This window comes from Enterococcus thailandicus (genome assembly GCF_001886265.1).
GTDB classification, from domain to species: Bacteria; Bacillota; Bacilli; order Lactobacillales; family Enterococcaceae; genus Enterococcus_B; species Enterococcus_B thailandicus.
On record NZ_JXLE01000001.1, the window covers coordinates 225,238 to 243,527 of the forward strand.

General features: G+C 38.3%; 23 protein-coding genes. All 23 read left to right on the forward strand.

Going from position 1 to position 18,290, the window contains the following annotated elements; translation table 11 throughout:
- The first annotated feature begins 263 nt into the window (after window positions 1-263).
- The 23 genes from fabT to RV17_RS01125 all read left to right on the forward strand — a co-directional run bounded on the left by fabT (window position 264) and on the right by RV17_RS01125 (window position 18,135).
- Window positions 264-704, forward strand: coding sequence for a fatty acid biosynthesis transcriptional regulator FabT (gene fabT, locus RV17_RS01010; protein WP_067480856.1), 441 nt, complete (start codon window positions 264-266; stop codon window positions 702-704).
- Window positions 705-713: 9 nt separating this feature from the next.
- A complete protein-coding gene (locus RV17_RS01015) occupies window positions 714-1,676 on the forward strand; it encodes a beta-ketoacyl-ACP synthase III (RefSeq protein ID WP_067480860.1) in 963 nt (320 codons plus the stop codon).
- A 60-nt stretch (window positions 1,677-1,736) separates the two neighbouring features.
- Window positions 1,737-1,961: an acyl carrier protein gene (locus RV17_RS01020; RefSeq protein WP_002287614.1), complete on the forward strand. Its 225-nt coding sequence runs from the start codon at window positions 1,737-1,739 to the stop codon at window positions 1,959-1,961.
- Between the two features lie 104 nt (window positions 1,962-2,065).
- A complete protein-coding gene (gene fabD / locus RV17_RS01025; RefSeq protein ID WP_071868243.1) occupies window positions 2,066-2,992 on the forward strand; it encodes an ACP S-malonyltransferase in 927 nt (308 codons plus the stop codon).
- A 2-nt stretch (window positions 2,993-2,994) separates the two neighbouring features.
- Window positions 2,995-3,732 (forward strand): 3-oxoacyl-[acyl-carrier-protein] reductase, encoded by a 738-nt coding sequence (gene fabG / locus RV17_RS01030; RefSeq protein ID WP_067480868.1) that lies wholly within the window; start codon window positions 2,995-2,997, stop codon window positions 3,730-3,732.
- An 18-nt stretch (window positions 3,733-3,750) separates the two neighbouring features.
- A complete protein-coding gene (gene fabF / locus RV17_RS01035) occupies window positions 3,751-4,986 on the forward strand; it encodes a beta-ketoacyl-ACP synthase II (RefSeq protein ID WP_067480871.1) in 1,236 nt (411 codons plus the stop codon).
- 2 nt (window positions 4,987-4,988) lie between these two features.
- The gene (accB, locus tag RV17_RS01040; protein ID WP_071868244.1) at window positions 4,989-5,474 is read left to right on the forward strand and encodes an acetyl-CoA carboxylase biotin carboxyl carrier protein; all 486 of its coding nucleotides are present in this window, start codon (window positions 4,989-4,991) and stop codon (window positions 5,472-5,474) included.
- 14 nt (window positions 5,475-5,488) lie between these two features.
- Window positions 5,489-5,908, forward strand: a complete 420-nt coding sequence (gene fabZ / locus RV17_RS01045) for a 3-hydroxyacyl-ACP dehydratase FabZ (RefSeq protein ID WP_067480877.1) — start codon at window positions 5,489-5,491, stop codon at window positions 5,906-5,908.
- 7 nt (window positions 5,909-5,915) lie between these two features.
- Window positions 5,916-7,295 carry an acetyl-CoA carboxylase biotin carboxylase subunit gene (locus RV17_RS01050; protein WP_067480880.1) on the forward strand — a complete coding sequence of 460 codons (1,380 nt, stop codon included), beginning with the start codon at window positions 5,916-5,918 and terminating at the stop codon, window positions 7,293-7,295.
- On the forward strand, window positions 7,296-8,165 hold the full coding sequence (gene accD, locus RV17_RS01055) for an acetyl-CoA carboxylase, carboxyltransferase subunit beta (protein ID WP_071868245.1): 870 nt from the start codon (window positions 7,296-7,298) through the stop codon (window positions 8,163-8,165).
- Entirely contained in the window at window positions 8,158-8,943 is a 786-nt protein-coding gene (locus tag RV17_RS01060; RefSeq protein WP_071868246.1) for an acetyl-CoA carboxylase carboxyl transferase subunit alpha, read from the forward strand. Before accD ends, RV17_RS01060 begins: the two co-directional genes overlap by 8 nt.
- Window positions 8,944-9,231: 288 nt before the next feature.
- Window positions 9,232-10,056, forward strand: a complete 825-nt coding sequence (locus RV17_RS01070) for a transporter substrate-binding domain-containing protein (RefSeq protein ID WP_071868248.1) — start codon at window positions 9,232-9,234, stop codon at window positions 10,054-10,056.
- Window positions 10,057-10,070: 14 nt separating this feature from the next.
- Window positions 10,071-10,757 carry an amino acid ABC transporter permease gene (locus RV17_RS01075; RefSeq protein ID WP_067480892.1) on the forward strand — a complete coding sequence of 229 codons (687 nt, stop codon included), beginning with the start codon at window positions 10,071-10,073 and terminating at the stop codon, window positions 10,755-10,757.
- Window positions 10,758-10,771: 14 nt separating this feature from the next.
- Entirely contained in the window at window positions 10,772-11,503 is a 732-nt protein-coding gene (locus RV17_RS01080) for an amino acid ABC transporter ATP-binding protein (protein ID WP_067480895.1), read from the forward strand.
- 206 nt (window positions 11,504-11,709) lie between these two features.
- Complete coding sequence (locus tag RV17_RS01085) at window positions 11,710-12,237, forward strand: YqeG family HAD IIIA-type phosphatase (RefSeq protein ID WP_067480898.1); 528 nt, start codon at window positions 11,710-11,712, stop codon at window positions 12,235-12,237.
- Window positions 12,234-13,343, forward strand: a complete 1,110-nt coding sequence (yqeH, locus tag RV17_RS01090) for a ribosome biogenesis GTPase YqeH (protein WP_067480901.1) — start codon at window positions 12,234-12,236, stop codon at window positions 13,341-13,343. Before RV17_RS01085 ends, yqeH begins: the two co-directional genes overlap by 4 nt.
- Before the next feature lie 15 nt (window positions 13,344-13,358).
- Window positions 13,359-13,670, forward strand: a complete 312-nt coding sequence (yhbY, locus tag RV17_RS01095) for a ribosome assembly RNA-binding protein YhbY (protein WP_067480904.1) — start codon at window positions 13,359-13,361, stop codon at window positions 13,668-13,670.
- Between the two features lie 13 nt (window positions 13,671-13,683).
- Entirely contained in the window at window positions 13,684-14,331 is a 648-nt protein-coding gene (locus RV17_RS01100) for a nicotinate-nucleotide adenylyltransferase (RefSeq protein ID WP_067480907.1), read from the forward strand.
- Window positions 14,321-14,908, forward strand: coding sequence for a bis(5'-nucleosyl)-tetraphosphatase (symmetrical) YqeK (yqeK, locus tag RV17_RS01105; protein WP_067480910.1), 588 nt, complete (start codon window positions 14,321-14,323; stop codon window positions 14,906-14,908). The genes RV17_RS01100 and yqeK overlap by 11 nt, the downstream gene beginning before the upstream one ends.
- Window positions 14,909-14,910: 2 nt before the next feature.
- Entirely contained in the window at window positions 14,911-15,294 is a 384-nt protein-coding gene (rsfS, locus tag RV17_RS01110) for a ribosome silencing factor (RefSeq protein ID WP_231885363.1), read from the forward strand.
- A 1-nt stretch (window position 15,295) separates the two neighbouring features.
- Entirely contained in the window at window positions 15,296-16,036 is a 741-nt protein-coding gene (locus tag RV17_RS01115; RefSeq protein WP_067480913.1) for a class I SAM-dependent DNA methyltransferase, read from the forward strand.
- A 78-nt stretch (window positions 16,037-16,114) separates the two neighbouring features.
- Entirely contained in the window at window positions 16,115-17,281 is a 1,167-nt protein-coding gene (locus RV17_RS01120; RefSeq protein WP_067480916.1) for a nucleotidyltransferase, read from the forward strand.
- Window positions 17,282-17,415: 134 nt separating this feature from the next.
- Entirely contained in the window at window positions 17,416-18,135 is a 720-nt protein-coding gene (locus RV17_RS01125; protein WP_067480918.1) for a YebC/PmpR family DNA-binding transcriptional regulator, read from the forward strand.
- Window positions 18,136-18,290 lie beyond the last annotated feature (155 nt).

Here is an 18,290-nt window from a genome sequence, read left to right on the forward strand (position 1 = left end):
TTGAAAAAAACAAACAAGAAAACTTGTTTTTTTAGAAAACTACTGGACAAAAAAGCTTTGATAATCAAAATATTTTTTTGAAATGAATTTTTAATCTATCTTTGTTAAATATTTGTTTTATCAGCATTTATAAATGAATTTTTTCTTAAAATAAACTGAGAATCGAAAAAAGTTGTTGATTATGGTTGATTTTTGAAAAAAGTTAAGATATAGTTTGAACATCAAAAGATTTGATAATCAAACTAATTAGTGGATGGTGGAACATGGAACCAGATTTGAAAACAGTTAATGATTATCTCGTAAGTGTGTTCAATGATATTTTGACGATCGAAGAGTCTGAGTTGAAAAAATCACAATTCAACGATCTATCAATTACTGAGATGCATACGATCGAGGCAATCGGGATGTATAAGAAAAAAACAACTTCAGAAGTAGCAAAGGAGTTATCGATCACTGTTGGGACCTTGACCACTGCCATCAACAAATTAGTGAAAAAAGGGTATGTTGAGCGTATTCGCAGTGAAGATGATCGGCGTGTGGTGAAACTGGGCTTGACGAAAAAAGGAAAGCTATTGTATCGCGTACATCAACATTTTCATCGAGAAATGGTCAAAAACATTCTGGATGGAATGGGCGACCAAGAACAACATGCTTTGCTAAATGCACTGAAAAACTTGCATGATTTCTTGCGAGAGTATAAGTGAGGAACGTTAATGGAACAATTTGGAACAATTACGGCAACTGCAAGTGTACTTCCTGAAAGAATCGTGACTAACGATGAGCTTTCACAAATGATGGAAACATCAGATGAATGGATTCGTTCACGAACTGGGATTAGAGAAAGACGTTGTGTAACGAATCAAACAACATCAGATCTTTGTTTCCTAGTTGCGCAAAAATTACTAGAAAAGCAAAAAATCCAACCCGAAGAACTGGATTTCATCGTAGTTGCTACGATTTCTCCGGATTATGCAATGCCGTCAGTGGCTGCGCAAGTCCAAGGTCGATTGGGCGCAACCAAAGCAATTGCTTTTGATTTGAGTGCTGCTTGTACTGGTTTTGTGTATGCACTAAGTATTGCTGAAAAACTGATTCGCTGTGGCTCGAAAAAAGGGCTTGTCATTGGTGGAGAAACGTTGTCTAAGTTACTTGACTGGACAGACCGCTCTACAGCTGTTTTATTCGGTGATGGAGCAGGTGGTGTGTTATTAGAAGCTGGCGCAACACAAAAATTATTAGTGGAGCATTTAGCAACGGATGGTACACGAGGTTCTTCGTTAACAGCAGGATATCATGAAAATAAAAGTCCATTTTATTCTGAAAAGTCAGAAGGTTCTTACTATTTGCAAATGGTTGGACGTGATATTTTTGACTTTGCAGTCCGAGATGTCGCGAAAAATCTAAAAGAAATAACGCAAGAAAATTCAGTTGATTATCTACTTTTGCATCAAGCAAATCAACGAATTATTGAAAAAATTGCTCGGAAGGTCAAAATTCCACAAGAGCAGTTTCTAGCAAACATGGATAAATATGGTAATACTTCTGCTGCAAGTATTCCTATTTTATTAGACGAGGCGGTTTCCGCTGGAACGCTTCAATTAGGCAGTAATCAAAAAGTGGTATTTACAGGTTATGGCGGAGGTTTAACATGGGGAAGTATCCTCATGGAGCTATAAACTGATAAATGATAAAAATAAAACTATAAAATTGTAAACAATATCGGAGGAATATATCGTATGGTATTCGAAAAAATTCAAGAAATTATTGCAGAAGAATTAGGTAAAGAAACAGAAGAAATTAAATTAACCACAGATATTCAAGAAGATTTAGAAGCTGATAGCTTGGACTTATTCCAAATCATCAACGAAATCGAAGATGAATTCGATGTGAAAATTGAAACAGAAGATGGCATTAAAACTGTACAAGATTTAGTTACTTACGTTGAAAAACAAACTGCATAATCATGTAATAAGGTTGGGGGCTGGGACATTTCCGATGTGAAATGTCTTAGCCTTTTTGAATAAATGGATACTTAGTCGTCTATCCTAAATTATTGGAGAATATAATGAAAACAGCATTTTTATTTAGTGGGCAAGGCGCTCAATACCAAGGCATGGGTCAAGATTTATACCATGAACCCGTAGTAAAACAAACATTTGATGAAGCAAGCCAAATTCTTGGTTATGACATGGCAGAATTGTGTTTTACTGAAAATCAGCAACTAGATCAGACCACTTACACACAACCGGCGATTTTAACGGTAAGTGTTGCCTATCATCGCTTATTACAAGAACAAGGAATTACTCCGGACGCAGCATTAGGGCTTAGCTTAGGAGAATATTCAGCATTGGTTGCAAGCGAAGCGCTATCGTTTGCAGAAGCAGTAGCATTAGTGGCTAAACGCGGTGCTTATATGACTGAGGCTGCGCCAACCGGAAGTGGCAAAATGGTCGCTGTGATGAATACGCCGATTGAATTGATTGAAGCTTGTTGTCAGGAAGCAAGTCAGTTTGGCATTGTTTCACCTGCAAATTACAATACACCACAGCAAATCGTTATTGGTGGGGAAGTGACAGCTGTTGACGCGGCGATGACTTTGTTACAAGAACAAGGCGCCAAACGAATGATTCCATTAAATGTTAGTGGACCATTTCATACAGCCATCCTAGCGCCAGCAGCGCAAAAGCTAGCGAAGGAATTAAAAACAATCTCATTTAACGAACCAAGGATCCCAGTGATTAGCAATACAACCACTGAGGTTATGACAAAAGAAGCAATTCCAAACTTATTAGAGCGTCAAGTGATGTCTCCTGTTCGTTTTTATGAAAGTATTGAAAAATTAAAATCATTGGGAATTGACCAAATGATTGAAGTCGGACCAGGGAAAGTCTTGAGTGGTTTCATGAAAAAAATCGATAAAACGATTCCTGTTTACCGTGTTGAGAATCAACAAACATTTGAAGAAACTTATCAACGATTATCGGGGAGGTAATTATGGACGTTAGAGGAAAAAACGTTTTTGTCACAGGAAGTACGAGAGGTATCGGGGAAGCAATTGCAATTGCGTTTGCTAAAGCGGGTGCCAATGTTGTCTTAAATGGTCGCAGCGCGATTTCTTCAGAAAAATTGGCTGAAATTTCAGCTTTAGGTGTTACCTGCATTGGGGTATCTGGTGATATCGCAGATTTTACTAAAGCAGGTGAAATGATCAAGGAAGCGCAAGAGCAGCTAGGTTCTGTTGATATTTTAGTCAATAACGCTGGAATCACAAATGACAAATTATTACTTCGGATGGACGCTGAAGATTTCAAAAAATGTTTGGATATCAATTTGACTGGTACATTCAACATGACCCAACATGTTCTAAAACAAATGATGAAAAAACGTGAAGGTGCAATCATCAATTTGGCAAGTGTTTCTGGTTTAATCGGGAATGTCGGACAAGCAAACTATGCAGCCAGTAAAGCCGGAGTTGTTGGCTTAACCAAATCAGTTGCTAGAGAAGTAGCGACGCGTGGAATCACATGTAACGCCATTGCGCCGGGCTTTATTGCAACAGACATGACGGATGTTCTATCAGAAAAAGTAAAAGAACAAGTCACAAAACAAATTCCATTGCAGCGCTTTGGTAACGTGGAAGATATTGCCAAGACTGCAGTTTTCTTAGCAGAAAATGCGTACATCACAGGTCAAGTGATTAATGTTGATGGCGGTTTGGTCATGCACGGATAATAGAAAGGAAGATGATTGATGAATCGAGTAGTAATTACAGGCTATGGTGTTACTTCGCCAATCGGAAACGATGGAGATAGCTTTTTAGATAGTTTAAAAAACGGAACGAACGGAATTGCACCAATTACGAAATTTGATGCAACTGAAACAGGGATTACGCTAGCTGGTGAAGTAAAAGATTTCCCTTATGATAAATATTTTATTAAAAAAGATAGCAAACGTATGGATATGTTTTCAATTTATGGAATCTATGCTGCTCTTGAAGCAATTGAAATGAGTGGATTAGAAAAAGAAAAAATTGATCAAGATCGTTTCGGTGTTATCGTTGGTTCAGGAATTGGTGGTTTACCAACAATTGAGAATCAAGTAATTCGCTTGCATGAAAAAGGCGCTAAACGAGTATCACCAATGTTTGTTCCTATGTCGATTGCCAACATGGCTGCTGGGAATATTGCTTTACGAGTAGGTGCTAAAGGCATTTGTACATCAATCGTTACAGCTTGTGCTAGTGGAACGAACTCCATTGGTGAAGCTTACCGTAACATTAAACATGGTTATTCAGATGTTATCCTAGCTGGCGGAACAGAAGCAACGATTTGTGAAATGGGAATCGCAGGTTTTGCTGCGTTGACAGCTTTATCAACTGCTACAGATCCAGACCGTGGTTCTATTCCATTCGATGAAGAACGTAATGGTTTTGTTATGGGAGAAGGCGCTGGAATCTTAGTGATCGAGTCCTTAGAACATGCAAAAGCACGCGGTGCGAAAATCTATGGTGAAATCGTAGGTTATGGATCAAATTGTGATGCATATCATATGACAGCACCAACGCCAGACGGATCAGGGGCTTCAAAAGCAATGAAATTGGCGATGGACGAAGCAGGCATCCAACCAGAAGAAGTGGGCTATATCAATGCGCATGGAACAAGCACACCTGCAAATGACCAAGCAGAAGCAAAAGCAATTCAGCTAGCACTTGGTGAAAACTTCCGAGACACTTATGTTAGCAGTACAAAATCAATGACAGGACATTTACTAGGTGCTGCTGGGGGAATCGAGGCTTTAGCAACATTATTAGCGTTAGAGCACCAATTTGTACCACCAACTATCAACGTAGTAAATCAAGATCCAGAAATTGATTTAACAGTCGTAAAAAATGAGAGCAAACCTGCTGAACTTACTTATGCCATGAGTAACTCACTAGGCTTTGGCGGACACAATGCGGTCCTTTGCATGAAACGCTGGGAGGAATAAGCTTGAACATCAGTGAAATTAAAGAACTAGTAACGCAATTCGATCAATCTTCTTTGACTGAATTTGATTTACGTGAAGGTCAATTTGAACTTTATATGAATAAAAACAATACCAGTCGTGGAGCAGTAACAGCACCTCAAATGATGGAAGCACCTGCAGTTCAACCTGTATCAGCGAAACCAGAAATCAAAGCAGATGAACCTGTTAAAGAACAGACTGTAGTAGCAGACACAAAGCAAGAAATTGAAGGCATTGAAGTAAAATCACCAATTGTTGGTGTTGTGTACTTGCAACCTTCACCGGATAAACCAGCTTACAAAAAAGTTGGTGACCAAGTAGCAAAAGGTGAAATCATCTGCATTATTGAAGCAATGAAGCTAATGAATGAGATCACCAGTGACTTTGACGGAGAAATTGTTGAAATTCTGGTTGAAAATGAAGAAGTTGTTGAATTTGGTCAACCACTCGTTAAAATTCAGCCAAAATAAGAAAGAGGTAGAAGATGAATATTCAAGAAATCAAAGAAATCATTCCACATCGTTACCCAATGCTGCTGATTGATCGAGTGGAAGAAATGGTTGCAGGCGAAAGTGTTATCGCTAAGAAAAATGTCACAATCAATGAACCCTTTTTTCAAGGTCATTTTCCAGAAGAACCGGTTATGCCCGGTGTGCTGATTGTTGAAGCAATGGCACAAGCTGGAGCCGTTGCCTTATTGTCTTTAGAACAATTTAAAGGAAAGACAGCTTATTTTGGCGGATTGGATAAAGCAAAATTCCGTCGCAAAGTGACACCAGGAGATACTTTGTATTTGGAAGTTGAAATTATCAAAGTAAAATCTTCCGCTGGAATCGGGAAGGGTGTCGCAAAAGTGGATGGCAAAAAAGTTGCCGAAGCTGAATTAACCTTTATGATTGGATAGGTGAAATATGTTTTCAAAAGTTTTGATAGCTAACCGCGGTGAAATTGCCGTGCGGATTATTCGTGCCTGTCGTGAATTAGGTATTCAAACAGTTGCTGTATATTCAGAAGCAGATGCTGATGCATTGCATACTCAATTAGCAGATGAAGCGATCTGTATTGGACCAGCTAAAGCTGTTGATTCTTATTTGAATGTGCAACAAGTTTTAAGTGCGGCAATTGTTACCAAGGCAGAAGCGATTCACCCAGGTTTTGGTTTTTTATCTGAAAATAGTCGTTTTGCATCAATGTGTGAAGAATGCAATATTGTTTTTATTGGACCTAAAAGTGAAACCATTGATGCGATGGGGAATAAAATCAATGCCCGCCGCTTGATGCAAGAAGCCAAAGTTCCGGTAATTCCGGGAAGTGAAGGTGTACTTTCGACTGTGGAAGAAGCTTTGTCAGTTGCGGATAAGATTGGCTACCCAGTTATGTTAAAAGCTGCTGCGGGTGGTGGTGGTAAAGGAATTCGGAAGGTAATGACCAAAGAAGAACTACCACAACACTTTGCTTCAGCGCAACAAGAAGCTGCTGCAGCGTTTGGAAATGACGAAATGTATTTGGAGAAAATTATTTATCCAGCAAGACATATTGAAGTTCAAATATTGGGCGATCATTATGGAAATGTCATTCATTTAGGTGAGCGTGATTGTTCGTTGCAAAGAAATAATCAAAAAGTTCTTGAAGAATCACCATCGGTTGTGATTTCTGCTGCAAAACGTGCAGATTTAGGCGCTGCGGCTGTTCGTGCAGCGAAAGCTGTAAATTACGAGAATGCTGGAACCATTGAATTTCTAATGGATGAATCTGGTGCCTTTTACTTTATGGAAATGAATACGCGAATTCAAGTGGAACATCCTGTAACAGAAATGGTAACAGGTGTTGACTTAGTGAAAAAACAAATTGAAATTGCAGCGGGTGAACCATTGGGCTTAGAACAAAATGACATCAAGTTTCAAGGCCATGCGATTGAATGTCGAATCAATGCAGAAAACCCAGCTTTTCATTTTGCTCCATCACCCGGAACCATTGAAAACTTATTACTTCCCGCTGGGGGCATGGGTTTACGTGTTGATAGCGCAGTTTATTCAGGCTATAAAATACCGCCATATTATGATTCAATGATTGCCAAAGTCATCGTTCATGGTGATACGCGTTTTGAAGCGTTGATGAAAATGCAACGTGCCTTGAGCGAAATCGTGACAGACGGTGTTGTGACAAATGCCGAATTTCAAATGGACTTGATTAGTCACCCAGCAGTGATTGCTGGTGATTATACAACGGCATTTTTACAAGAAGAATTTTTACCAAATTGGACACCTGAAACGGAGATTGGAGGCGAGTAGATGGCTCTGTTTAAAAAGAAAAAATATATTCGCATTAACCCAAATCGAGGAGCTCAACCTACAAGTCCACCAACTGTTCCTGACAATATGTGGGCAAAATGTCCGAATTGTAAACATATCATTTATACGAAAGATATTGGTGAAGAACGCGTTTGTCCCAATTGTGGTTACACGTTTCGTATCAGTGCTTGGCAACGATTAGCGTTAACGATTGATGAAAAAAGTTTTGAAGAGTGGGATACCGAATTAACGACAGAAGATCCTTTGAATTTCCCAGGGTACCAAGAAAAAATTGAAGTGATACAAGAAAAAACTGGTTTGCATGAAGCAGTTTTGACTGGTAAAGCAACAATCAATGATATTCCTTTAGCGATTGGTGTTATGGATTCAAATTTTATTATGGGAAGCATGGGGACGATTGTTGGTGAAAAAATAACTAGATTATTTGAACGAGCATTAACTGCTAAATTACCTGTGGTCTTGTTCACTGCCTCTGGTGGTGCCAGAATGCAAGAAGGCATTTTTTCTTTAATGCAAATGGCGAAAATTTCCGCGGCGGTGAAACGTCACAGCAACGCAGGGCTTTTTTACTTAACCGTTTTGACTGACCCTACAACTGGTGGTGTAACCGCCAGTTTTGCGATGGAAGGTGACGTGATTTTAGCTGAGCCGCAAAGTTTGATTGGTTTTGCTGGACGTCGGGTAATCGAACAAACGATTAAGCAAGAATTACCAGAAGACTTTCAAAAGGCAGAATTTTTGTTAGCTCATGGTTTTGTTGATCAGATTGTTCCGCGAACAGAATTGAAGAAAACGATTCATCATTTGCTCGAATTGCATACACAGAAAGGTTGGTTGGATCATGAATAAAACTGCTCATGAGGTTGTTCAACTGGCTAGAGCAAAAGAACGTTGGACGAGTTTAGATTTTTTTGAAGAAATTTTTGATGGGTTTCAGGAGTTTCATGGGGATCGTTTATTTGGTGATGACGAAGCAATCGTTGGTGGTGTTGCTAGCTTAGATGGTAAACCAGTTACGGTGATTGGAATCCAAAAAGGTCGAGATCTACAGGAAAATATCCAACGAAACTTTGGTTCACCGCATCCGGAAGGGTATCGTAAAGCATTACGATTGATGAAACAGGCAGAAAAATTTAAACGCCCAGTCATCACGTTGATCAATACTGCTGGGGCTTATTGTGGTGTGGGAGCGGAAGAACGCGGCGAAGGAGAAGCAATTGCTAAGAATCTTTTAGAAATGTCTGATCTAAACGTGCCAATTTTAGCAATCATCATTGGCGAAGGCGGCAGCGGTGGTGCACTTGCACTTGGCGTTGCAGATGAAGTTTGGATGCTTGAACAAACAATTTATGCGATTCTTTCGCCAGAAGGTTTTGCATCTATTTTATGGAAAGATGGTAGCCGAGCGGCGGAAGCGGCGGAGCTGATGAAAATTACCGCGCCTGAATTACATGAGCTAGGGATTGTGGACAAGGTGATTCCAGAAACCTTTAATGGGGAACCAATTCCCTGGGCTAAAATAGCATACATGATGAAAAAATCAATGATTGAAAAATTAACTGAATTATCGCAAACGGATGTAACATCTTTACTTGAAAAGCGTTATGAAAGATTCCGTAAGTATTAAGCGATTTGATGATGAGAGGTCGGGATAAATCCCGACCTTTTTTTGTATTAAAAAAACAAAACAGCTTGCGTCTCTTTCGTTCGATTGGATTTTACAACGGCTTGGAATCGTTTGATATGTGGGTGAATGGGAATGATTTTTTAGTTGGAAAAGAAGAAAAACGCACAATAAATGAAATTTGCGCATATTTTTTCAAAAAACACTCTTGAAATGAATAAAAAATCTGATATTATGTATAATAACTCATTAAGTTTATGTTGGGTGTATAAATATTAGAGGAGAGTAACGATGAAGAAAATAATTTGGCTTACGATGGTTTCAATGGTGGTTCTTTTAGGGGCGTGTAGCTCTGGTGGAAAAGAAACAAGTAACGATTCAAAAAAAGAGGGGATTCAAAGCATCCAGGATTCTGGAAAATTAGTAGTGGGAACTTCTGCAGATTTTGCTCCGTTTGAATTTCATACGATGATTGATGGGAAAGACCAGATTGTTGGCGTGGATATTGATTTGGCGAATGAAATTGCAAAAGAACTAGGTGTCAAAGTCGAAGTGATGGATATGGAATTCAACGCAGTGTTAGCAGCCTTACAACAAGGAAAAGTCAATTTAGCAATTTCTGGTATTTCGGCAACAGAAGAGCGTCAGCAAACATTTGATTTCTCAGATAATTATTTTGCTCCACCACAAAAAATGGTCATCAACAAAGAAAACGCAAATGAATTAACCAGTCTCAAAAATTTTGCAAAGAAAAAAGTAGGAGCGCAAAAAGGATCAGTTCAAGAAGACGTTGTGAAAGAACAAGTTCCAGATGCACAATTAGTTTCTATAGCTAAAGTACCTAATTTGATTATTGAGTTAAAGCAAGGATCAATTGATGGATTAGTTTTAGAAGAAACCGTTGCAAACTCTTATATTGAAAATAATCCAGAGTTAATGTTAGCAGATGTTGACTTAGTCTCAAGCGATGAAGAAGCCTACGCAATTACGTTACCAAAAGGCGAAGAAGATTTACAAAAGAAAGTCAATCAAGTCATCAAAGAATTACAAAGCTCAGGAAAAATGGATGAATTCATCAAAAAAAATACAGAGCTAGCTAAAAAAGCAGAAGAATAAAGGAGTTTGATTACGTGAATTTTTCATTTCTATCGGTATACTATCCCTATTTCCTGTCGGGTGCATTAATTACATTAATTATTTCCGTTATCACGATTGTTTTTGGAACAATAATTGGCGTCATTATGGCACTGTTGAAACTTTCAAAGATTCGACCATTACGGTGGTTTGCCAATGCTTATATTGAAGTCTTACGTGGGACACCGATGCTAATCCAAATTTTGATCGGTTTTGGCTTGTTACAAGGCGTGGTTCATGCGCCTACATTAACTCTGGGTGTATTAGATGTTGACTTTAGCCGGCTGATACCGGGGATGATTGTTTTATCAATGAATTCAGGTGCCTATGTCGCTGAAATCGTCCGTGGTGGAATCATGGCTGTCAATTTTGGTCAAGAAGAGGCGGCTAGCTCGTTGGGACTCAGACCAATGCAGACGATGCGATATGTGATTTTACCGCAAGCATTAAGAAATATCTTACCTCCAATGGGTAATGAATTTATCACGTTGATCAAGGATTCTTCCCTACTTTCAACGATTGGGATCTATGAGTTATTAAATAGTGCACAAATCGTTATCTCGAATTCGTATCTCCCTTTAGAGCCCCTCTATGTAGCTGCAATTATTTATTTTGTTCTAACATTTTTGATGTCGAGATTGCTACATGTTTGGGAAATAAAATTAGGTAAAGGATACCGATGAAAGGAAGGCTGTCAATGGAAGCACTTATTCAAGTGAATCACTTAACCAAAACGTTTGGACAAAAAGAAATTTTAAAAGGCATCACATTAGAGATTACTCAAGGAGAGGTCATGGTAGTGATTGGCCCGTCTGGCTCTGGGAAAAGTACATTTTTACGTTGCTTGAATTTGCTAGAAGAGCCGACCAGTGGGACGATCCTATTTGATGGTCAAGAAATCACCAACAAAAAAACAGATATTTATGAAATGAGAGAACAAATGGGCATGGTTTTTCAACAGTTCAATTTATTTCCAAATCTAACTGTTTTAGAAAATATTTTGTTGGCACCGACGAAAGTAAAAAAGATCAGTCGCGCAGAAGCAGAAGAAAAAGCGTTAGTATTACTTGATAAAGTTGGCTTGGTAACAAAAGCAGATGAATATCCTCAATCATTGTCAGGTGGACAACAACAAAGAATCGCAATTGCTAGAGCTCTTGCAATGGAACCCAAAGTCATGTTATTTGATGAACCAACGTCTGCGTTAGATCCAGAAATGGTCGGAGAAGTTCTATCTGTTATGCAGGAGTTAGCAAAAGAAGGTATGACAATGGTAATTGTGACCCATGAAATGGGTTTTGCGCGAGAAGTTGGTGATCGTGTTTTATTCATGGATGATGGAAAGATAATTGAAGAGGGAGCGCCAAAAGAACTTTTTGAAGAAACGAAGAAAGAACGAACACGACAGTTTCTGGAAAAAGTTTTATAAAAGAAAAACGATTGCCAAAGTGGTGATCGTTTTTCTTTTTGCAAAAGAGCAAGACAAAAGAAAGTAAATAAACAATTGTGAACGGATACAAAAATGTGTGGGATGGATTGAATGGTAAAGGTAGTTTTTTTTTAGATTATGCAGTATAATTAGGGGCTGAGGAGTACCTGGTGTGCTCCTTCATTTTTTGCAAATGAGGAGACAAGATGTTTTCAAATTATAAACCAACATGGATGGTAGAAGCCATCTATCAAATTACCCCTGCACAGTTGAAAAATTTAGGCATCAAAGCCGTGTTAACTGATTTGGATAACACTTTGATTGCTTGGAATAACCCAGATGGAACAGAAGAATTGTTAAATTGGATTTTAGAAATGAAAAATGCTGGTATTCCTGTTGTAGTTGTTTCGAATAATAACTCGAAGCGAATTGAGCGAGCAATCGAAAAATTTGATTTACTTTATATTGCTCGTGCGATGAAACCATTTGCTGTGGGAATCAATCAAGCAAAGAAAAAGTTGAACCTTGCTGATGAAGAACTTGTAATGATTGGCGATCAAATCATGACGGATATTCGTGGTGCAAATCGCGCAGGGATCCGAAGTATTTTGGTGAAACCAATTATTGAGACGGATAGCTGGAAAACACAAATTAATCGTTTTTTTGAAAAAAGAATCATGGCCCATTTATTAGTAAATAATCCTGATATGGGCTGGCGAGGTGGAATTGAATGAGTGAAGAATTACACTGTATCGGGTGCGGCTCGATTATTCAAACAGATAGACCAGGAGAACTAGGGTATACACCGCAATCTGCCTTAGAAAAAGGTTTAGAATCAGGTGAGGTCTATTGCCAACGCTGTTTCAGACTACGTCATTACAATGAGATCCAAGATGTTTCTTTAACAGATGATGATTTTTTACGTTTGTTAAATGAATTAGGTCAAAAAGACGCGTTGATTGTTAATGTTGTCGATATCTTTGATTTCAACGGTTCATTGATTCCGGGACTACATCGTTTTGTCGGTGATAATCCGGTATTATTAGTAGGTAATAAAGTCGATATCTTACCGAAATCACTGAAGAAACCTAAAATGATCCAATGGATGACTGAACGTGCGCATGAAGCAGGGCTAAGACCTGTCGAAGTGTTATTAACAAGTGCTAAAAAAGCACATGAAATGGAAGATCTACTAGCTAAAATCGAAGAATATCGCGAAGGTAGAGATGTCTATGTCGTTGGTGTAACGAATGTCGGTAAATCAACATTGATTAACCAGATCATTAAGAATACTGCGGGTGTTCAAGATGTGATTACTACCTCACAATTTCCCGGAACGACTTTAGATAAAATTGAAATTCCTTTAGATGATGGTCAAGCTTTAATTGACACACCGGGAATTATTCATCGTCATCAAATGGCACATTACTTAGGTAAAAAAGATTTGCGGATCATTGCACCAACAAAAGAAATCAAACCAAAAGTTTATCAATTGAATGACGGTCAAACGCTTTTCTTAGGCGGATTGGCTCGCTTTGATTTTGTAAGTGGTGAACGTGGCTCATTTATTGCTTATGTTTCAAATGATGTGAATATCCATCGAACAAAACTCGAAAAAGCAGATGAATTTTACGCAAAACATGTGGGTGGACTTTTACAGCCACCACGTCCTGACGAGGTAGAAGAGTTCCCTGAATTAGTTCGCTTTGAATTTTCAGTGAAAGAAAAAACAGATATTGTTTTTGCCGGTCTTGGATGGATCACTGTATCACAGCCAGCAGTTGTTGCTGGGTGGGCGCCTAAGGGTGTTGATGTAATCAAGCGTAAAGCTTTAATTTAAGGAAGAAGGACGAAAATGGAATTAAGAGGAAAACAAAAACGTTTTTTACGTAGTCAAGCACATCACCTACAACCTATTTTTCAAATTGGAAAAGGTGGAATCAACTCAGCAATGCTTGTTCAAATCAATGAAGCATTAGAAAAACGTGAGTTGATCAAAGTTACTTTGCTACAAAATACAGATGAAATCGCGGAAGATGTTGCACGAATTTTAGAAGAAGAAGTTCAATGTGAGATTGTTCAAATCATTGGACGTGTATTGGTATTATATAAACCATCAAGTAAAGAAAAATACCAACGCATTTCACGAGAAGTAAAAGCAATCTAAGGAGTGGTCGTTAATGAGTACGCAGGCTAATCTATTTGTTCGTTCACAAGTTTTTCCGAAAGAAATGCCACAAGTTTTTGAAAAAAAACGACAAGTTGGAATCTTGGGAGGAACATTTAACCCTGTCCATCTGGCACATCTGGTTATGGCTGAACAAGTTGGACAAAATTTAGGACTGGATCGCGTATTTTTAATGCCATCCTATGAACCACCACATATTGATGAGAAAAAAACGATTCCGGCAGCGCATCGTTTGAATATGCTCGAGCTTGCAATCGAAGACAATCCATTTTTGGCAATTGAAACAGTTGAATTGAGCCGTGGTGGGAAAAGTTATACTTATGACACGATGAAAGCCTTGACGCAGAACAATCCAGATACAGATTACTATTTCATCATCGGCGGTGACATGGTTGAGTATCTTCCAAAATGGTACAAAATTGATGAATTAGTTCATCTTGTTCATTTTGTAGGTATCAAGCGTGCTGGTTATGGAGTCGAAACACCGTATCCGGTCATTTGGGTCGATGTACCTGAAATTGACATTAGTTCGACCAAGATTCGTCAAAAAGTTCGCCAAGGTTGCTCTATCCGCTACTTAGTTCCTGACAAAGTAGTTGATTATATTCAGAAAGAAGGCTTGTATCAACATGGATTATAGTAGTCATTATACTGCAGATACTCGCGAAACACTGATGCAAAAAGTCCAAATGCGAATGAGTGAACGTCGTTTTCAACATGTCTTAGGCGTGGAAAAAATGGCGGTAGCATTAGCTGAGAAATATGGTTGTTCACCAGAAAAAGCTAGTATTGCAGCGTTGACCCATGATTATGCAAAAGAACGTCCGGATGATGAGTTTATACTAGTCATCAAACGTGATGGATTTGATTCTGATTTGTTAAATTATGGCAATGCGATTTGGCATGGACTTGTGGGTGCTTCATTTGTTGAACGTGAATTGGGCATTACTGATCCCGAGATTTTAAATGCTATTCGAGTGCATACAACTGGGGCAGCAAAAATGACTTTACTGGATAAAATCATTTATGTTGCTGACTACATTGAACCAGGCAGAAATTTCCCTGGGGTAGAAGACGCGCGCGAAATTGCATTAGTCGACTTAGATGAAGCAGTTGCTTTTGAAACAAAGCACACATTAGCTCACTTAATTGAACAAGAACAACAAATTTATCCAAAAACAATCGAAACATACAATCATTGGGTGGCGAAAAAATAAATTTGTCACCAAATGTTAAGGAGGAAATTATCATAGATAGCAAAGAACAATTACAAATTGCGGTAAAAGCAGCAGATTCAAAACGTGCAGAAGATATTTTAGCACTTGACGTGAGAGAAGTTTCGTTATTGGCAGATTATTTTATGATTTGTTCAGCGAACAGTGAACGTCAAATGAACGCAATTACAGAAGAAATTATTGACAAAGAAGAAGAAAATAACTACGAAGTGAAACGTATTGAAGGAAAAGAAGGCGGAAAGTGGATCTTGATTGACCTTGGTGACTTGATTGTCCATGTCTTCCACGCACCTGAAAGAGAATTTTATAATTTAGAAAAATTATGGTCAGATGCACCACTTGTAAACATTTCTGAATGGTTGGATTAATATGGCCTACGAAACATTCGCTTTTATTTATGATGAAGTAATGGATGAAGCGCTATATCAACAATGGTTAGCATTTTCAAAGAGACACTTACCTGAGCAAACAAAGAACATTTTAGAGCTTGCTTGTGGTACGGGTGCATTAGCTGTTGAATTTGCAAAAGCAGGTTATAATGTGACTGGACTTGATTTGTCGGAAGATATGTTAATGATGGCAAGTCAGCGCGCTTTTGAGCAAGAAACAGCAATCCAATTTGTTGAAGGAAACATGTTAGATCTTTCAGAAGTAGGACAATACGAAGCAATTACTTGTTATTCAGATTCATTATGTTACATGGAAAATGGGCAAGAAGTTCAACAAGTTTTTGATGAAGTATATCAAGCTTTGGAAGAAAATGGCCGTTTTTTATTTGATGTACATTCTGTTTATCAAGTAGATACGGTTTTTCCAGAATATAGCTATCACTATCAAAGTGAAAAGTTTGCTTTTTTATGGGACAGTTATCCAGGAAAAGAACCACATAGTATTGAACATTTCTTAACCTTTTTTGTAGAGGATTTGGATCAGCCTGAAAAATTCATCCGTGAAGACGAGCTTCATCAAGAACGCACGTATTCAATGGAAAGCTATTTGCGCATGTTAGAAAATAGTGGTTTTTCAAAAGTAGAAGCTTATGGTGATTTTACAGATGAAACACCAACTGAAGAAACGAAACGCTGGTTCTTTGTAGCCTATAAAGAATGAATTTAAAAAGAGCCGTGACAAATGTCGCTGCTCTTTTTTCTTGTTTTCCTTAGAAAAAGAGTAATGGGGAGGGATCTGATGAAAAGTTGTGGCTTAATTGTAGAATATAATCCATTTCATAATGGTCATCGCTACCACGCAGAGATGGCAAGGAAACAGACAGATGCGGAAGTCGTCATTGCTGTGATGAGTGGTAATTTTTTGCAACGAGGTGAGCCGGCCATTCTTGATAAATGGCAGCGTGCAAATGAAGCATTACAAAATGGCGTTGATCTAGTTATCGAATTACCGGTTGAATGGGCAGTTCAATCTGCCGATTATTTTGCAAAAGGTGCAGTGAGATTGTTGCAAGATCTAGGCTGTGACTCATTATGTTTTGGAACAGAAAATACGACTCATTTTGACTACGAGTCATTTGGAAAATTTGTTTGGGACAACCAACGTGAAATTGATCAGGCATTTCAAAATTTAGCCGATCAAAAAATCAGCTATCCACAAAAAATGACAGAAGTTTTTCGCACACTACTGCAAGATGAACAGCTTGATTTTGCTTCACCTAACCATATTTTGGGCTTGAGTTATGCCAAAGAAAATGCAAGGTATGAACGACCGATGGCACTGCATCCGATTGAAAGAAAAAGTGCTGGTTATCACGAAAAAGAAATTGCTGATGAGACGATCGCAAGTGCCACTGCCATTCGAGAAGCTGTTGCTAGGCAAGCTGAGATTCAACACGTTGTTCCAGAAGTAACAGCTCACGATTTACTAACGAAACCAACTCAAACTTGGGATGAATTATGGCCATATCTGCGTTATAAATTATTATCGACGCATGTAACACAATTGAAGGAAATTTATCAAATGACGGAAGGCTTAGAAGTTCGCTTACAAGAAGCTGCGAAGCAATCTACAGACTTTCATTCTTTCGTATCTTTGGTTAAGACGAAACGTTATACTTGGACAAGAATCCAACGATTGGCGTGCTACGTGTTATTAAATATAACGGAATCTGAAATTTTCGCGCAGCAAGAAAAAAATTATCTTCACATATTAGGATTTACTGAAGCGGGGAGACAGTTTCTGAAAGAAAAAAAACAAGACATTAGTCATGTCTATTCACGAATAGGGAAAAAAGAAGCCACAGAAGCACAGTTATTAATTCGTAGCGATCAAATTTATTGTTTAGCGAACAGTCAGTTGATTGAACAAAATTTTGGCCGAATGCCAATTCTAATCAAGGGATAGAGAAAATAAATTGCTGATTTTTTGATAAAATGGGAATAATGAAAAAAAGCTTCACAGAATTAGGATTCACAAGTATAATGAAACAGGACGTTTTTGCGTTACGGAACTAGAAAAAGAGAAAGCGAAGTGAAAATATGGGTCGTAAATGGGCTAATATTGTGGCAAAGAAAACTGCTAAAGATGCAAACAACAGTCGAATTTATGCAAAATTCGGGATTGAAATTTATGCGGCAGCGAAATCAGGTGAACCTGACCCACACGCTAACCAAAAGTTACATTTCGTTATTGATCGTGCGAAAACCTATAATGTGCCTAAACATATTATTGACCGCGCCATTGAAAAAGCAAAAGGTTCAGGAGACGAAACATATTCTGAATTGCGCTATGAAGGATTTGGACCAAATGGCTCGATGGTGATTGTTGATACATTGACAAACAATGTGAACCGAACTGCAGCAGATGTTCGTGCAGCTTTTGGTAAGAACGGCGGAAACATGGGTGTCTCTGGTGCCGTTTCTTATATGTTTGATAACACAGCTATTTTTGGTTTTGCTGGCGACGATGCGGATGAAATTCTTGAATATTTAATGGAAAAAGATATCGATGTTCGTGATGTCATCGAAGAAGAAGGACAAATCATCGTTTATGGTGAAGTTCCTGATTTCCACGCTATCCAAGAAGCATTGAAAGAAAAAGGCATTACAGAATTTTCGATTGCAGAAATTCAAATGTTACCACAAACTGAAATCACTTTAACTGGTGATGATTTAGTACAATTTGAAAAAATGATCGATGCGTTAGATGAACTTGAAGATGTTCAAAATATTTTCCATAACGTTGAATTGGACGATTAGGCGTTTGCTTAGTTTGTTCAAACTTTTTTCAAATCAAAGAAGTATGGCAGGTTGATGCCATGCTTCTTTTTTGATGAAGGAAAGATTTTACTAGTTGATTTTTGTTTTTTATTCCATTTCACCTGTGGTATCATAAGGTTACAGGTATTATTTTG

Bases quoted from the DNA above. Each gene is read 5' to 3' on its own strand.
- RV17_RS01100 (WP_067480907.1), top strand. From the start codon at position 13,684: ATGAGTACGCAGGCTAATCTATTTGTTCGTTCACAAGTTTTTCCGAAA.
- RV17_RS01120 (WP_067480916.1), top strand. From the start codon at position 16,115: ATGAAAAGTTGTGGCTTAATTGTAGAATATAATCCATTTCATAATGGT.
- fabD (WP_071868243.1), top strand. From the start codon at position 2,066: ATGAAAACAGCATTTTTATTTAGTGGGCAAGGCGCTCAATACCAAGGC.
- RV17_RS01020 (WP_002287614.1), top strand. From the start codon at position 1,737: ATGGTATTCGAAAAAATTCAAGAAATTATTGCAGAAGAATTAGGTAAA.
- fabT (WP_067480856.1), top strand. From the start codon at position 264: ATGGAACCAGATTTGAAAACAGTTAATGATTATCTCGTAAGTGTGTTC.
- RV17_RS01115 (WP_067480913.1), top strand. From the start codon at position 15,296: ATGGCCTACGAAACATTCGCTTTTATTTATGATGAAGTAATGGATGAA.
- RV17_RS01015 (WP_067480860.1), top strand. From the start codon at position 714: ATGGAACAATTTGGAACAATTACGGCAACTGCAAGTGTACTTCCTGAA.
- RV17_RS01085 (WP_067480898.1), top strand. From the start codon at position 11,710: ATGTTTTCAAATTATAAACCAACATGGATGGTAGAAGCCATCTATCAA.
- yqeH (WP_067480901.1), top strand. From the start codon at position 12,234: ATGAGTGAAGAATTACACTGTATCGGGTGCGGCTCGATTATTCAAACA.
- RV17_RS01125 (WP_067480918.1), top strand. From the start codon at position 17,416: ATGGGTCGTAAATGGGCTAATATTGTGGCAAAGAAAACTGCTAAAGAT.
- RV17_RS01070 (WP_071868248.1), top strand. From the start codon at position 9,232: ATGAAGAAAATAATTTGGCTTACGATGGTTTCAATGGTGGTTCTTTTA.
- yhbY (WP_067480904.1), top strand. From the start codon at position 13,359: ATGGAATTAAGAGGAAAACAAAAACGTTTTTTACGTAGTCAAGCACAT.
- fabZ (WP_067480877.1), top strand. From the start codon at position 5,489: ATGAATATTCAAGAAATCAAAGAAATCATTCCACATCGTTACCCAATG.
- accD (WP_071868245.1), top strand. From the start codon at position 7,296: ATGGCTCTGTTTAAAAAGAAAAAATATATTCGCATTAACCCAAATCGA.
- yqeK (WP_067480910.1), top strand. From the start codon at position 14,321: ATGGATTATAGTAGTCATTATACTGCAGATACTCGCGAAACACTGATG.
- fabG (WP_067480868.1), top strand. From the start codon at position 2,995: ATGGACGTTAGAGGAAAAAACGTTTTTGTCACAGGAAGTACGAGAGGT.
- RV17_RS01060 (WP_071868246.1), top strand. From the start codon at position 8,158: ATGAATAAAACTGCTCATGAGGTTGTTCAACTGGCTAGAGCAAAAGAA.
- fabF (WP_067480871.1), top strand. From the start codon at position 3,751: ATGAATCGAGTAGTAATTACAGGCTATGGTGTTACTTCGCCAATCGGA.
- RV17_RS01080 (WP_067480895.1), top strand. From the start codon at position 10,772: ATGGAAGCACTTATTCAAGTGAATCACTTAACCAAAACGTTTGGACAA.
- RV17_RS01050 (WP_067480880.1), top strand. From the start codon at position 5,916: ATGTTTTCAAAAGTTTTGATAGCTAACCGCGGTGAAATTGCCGTGCGG.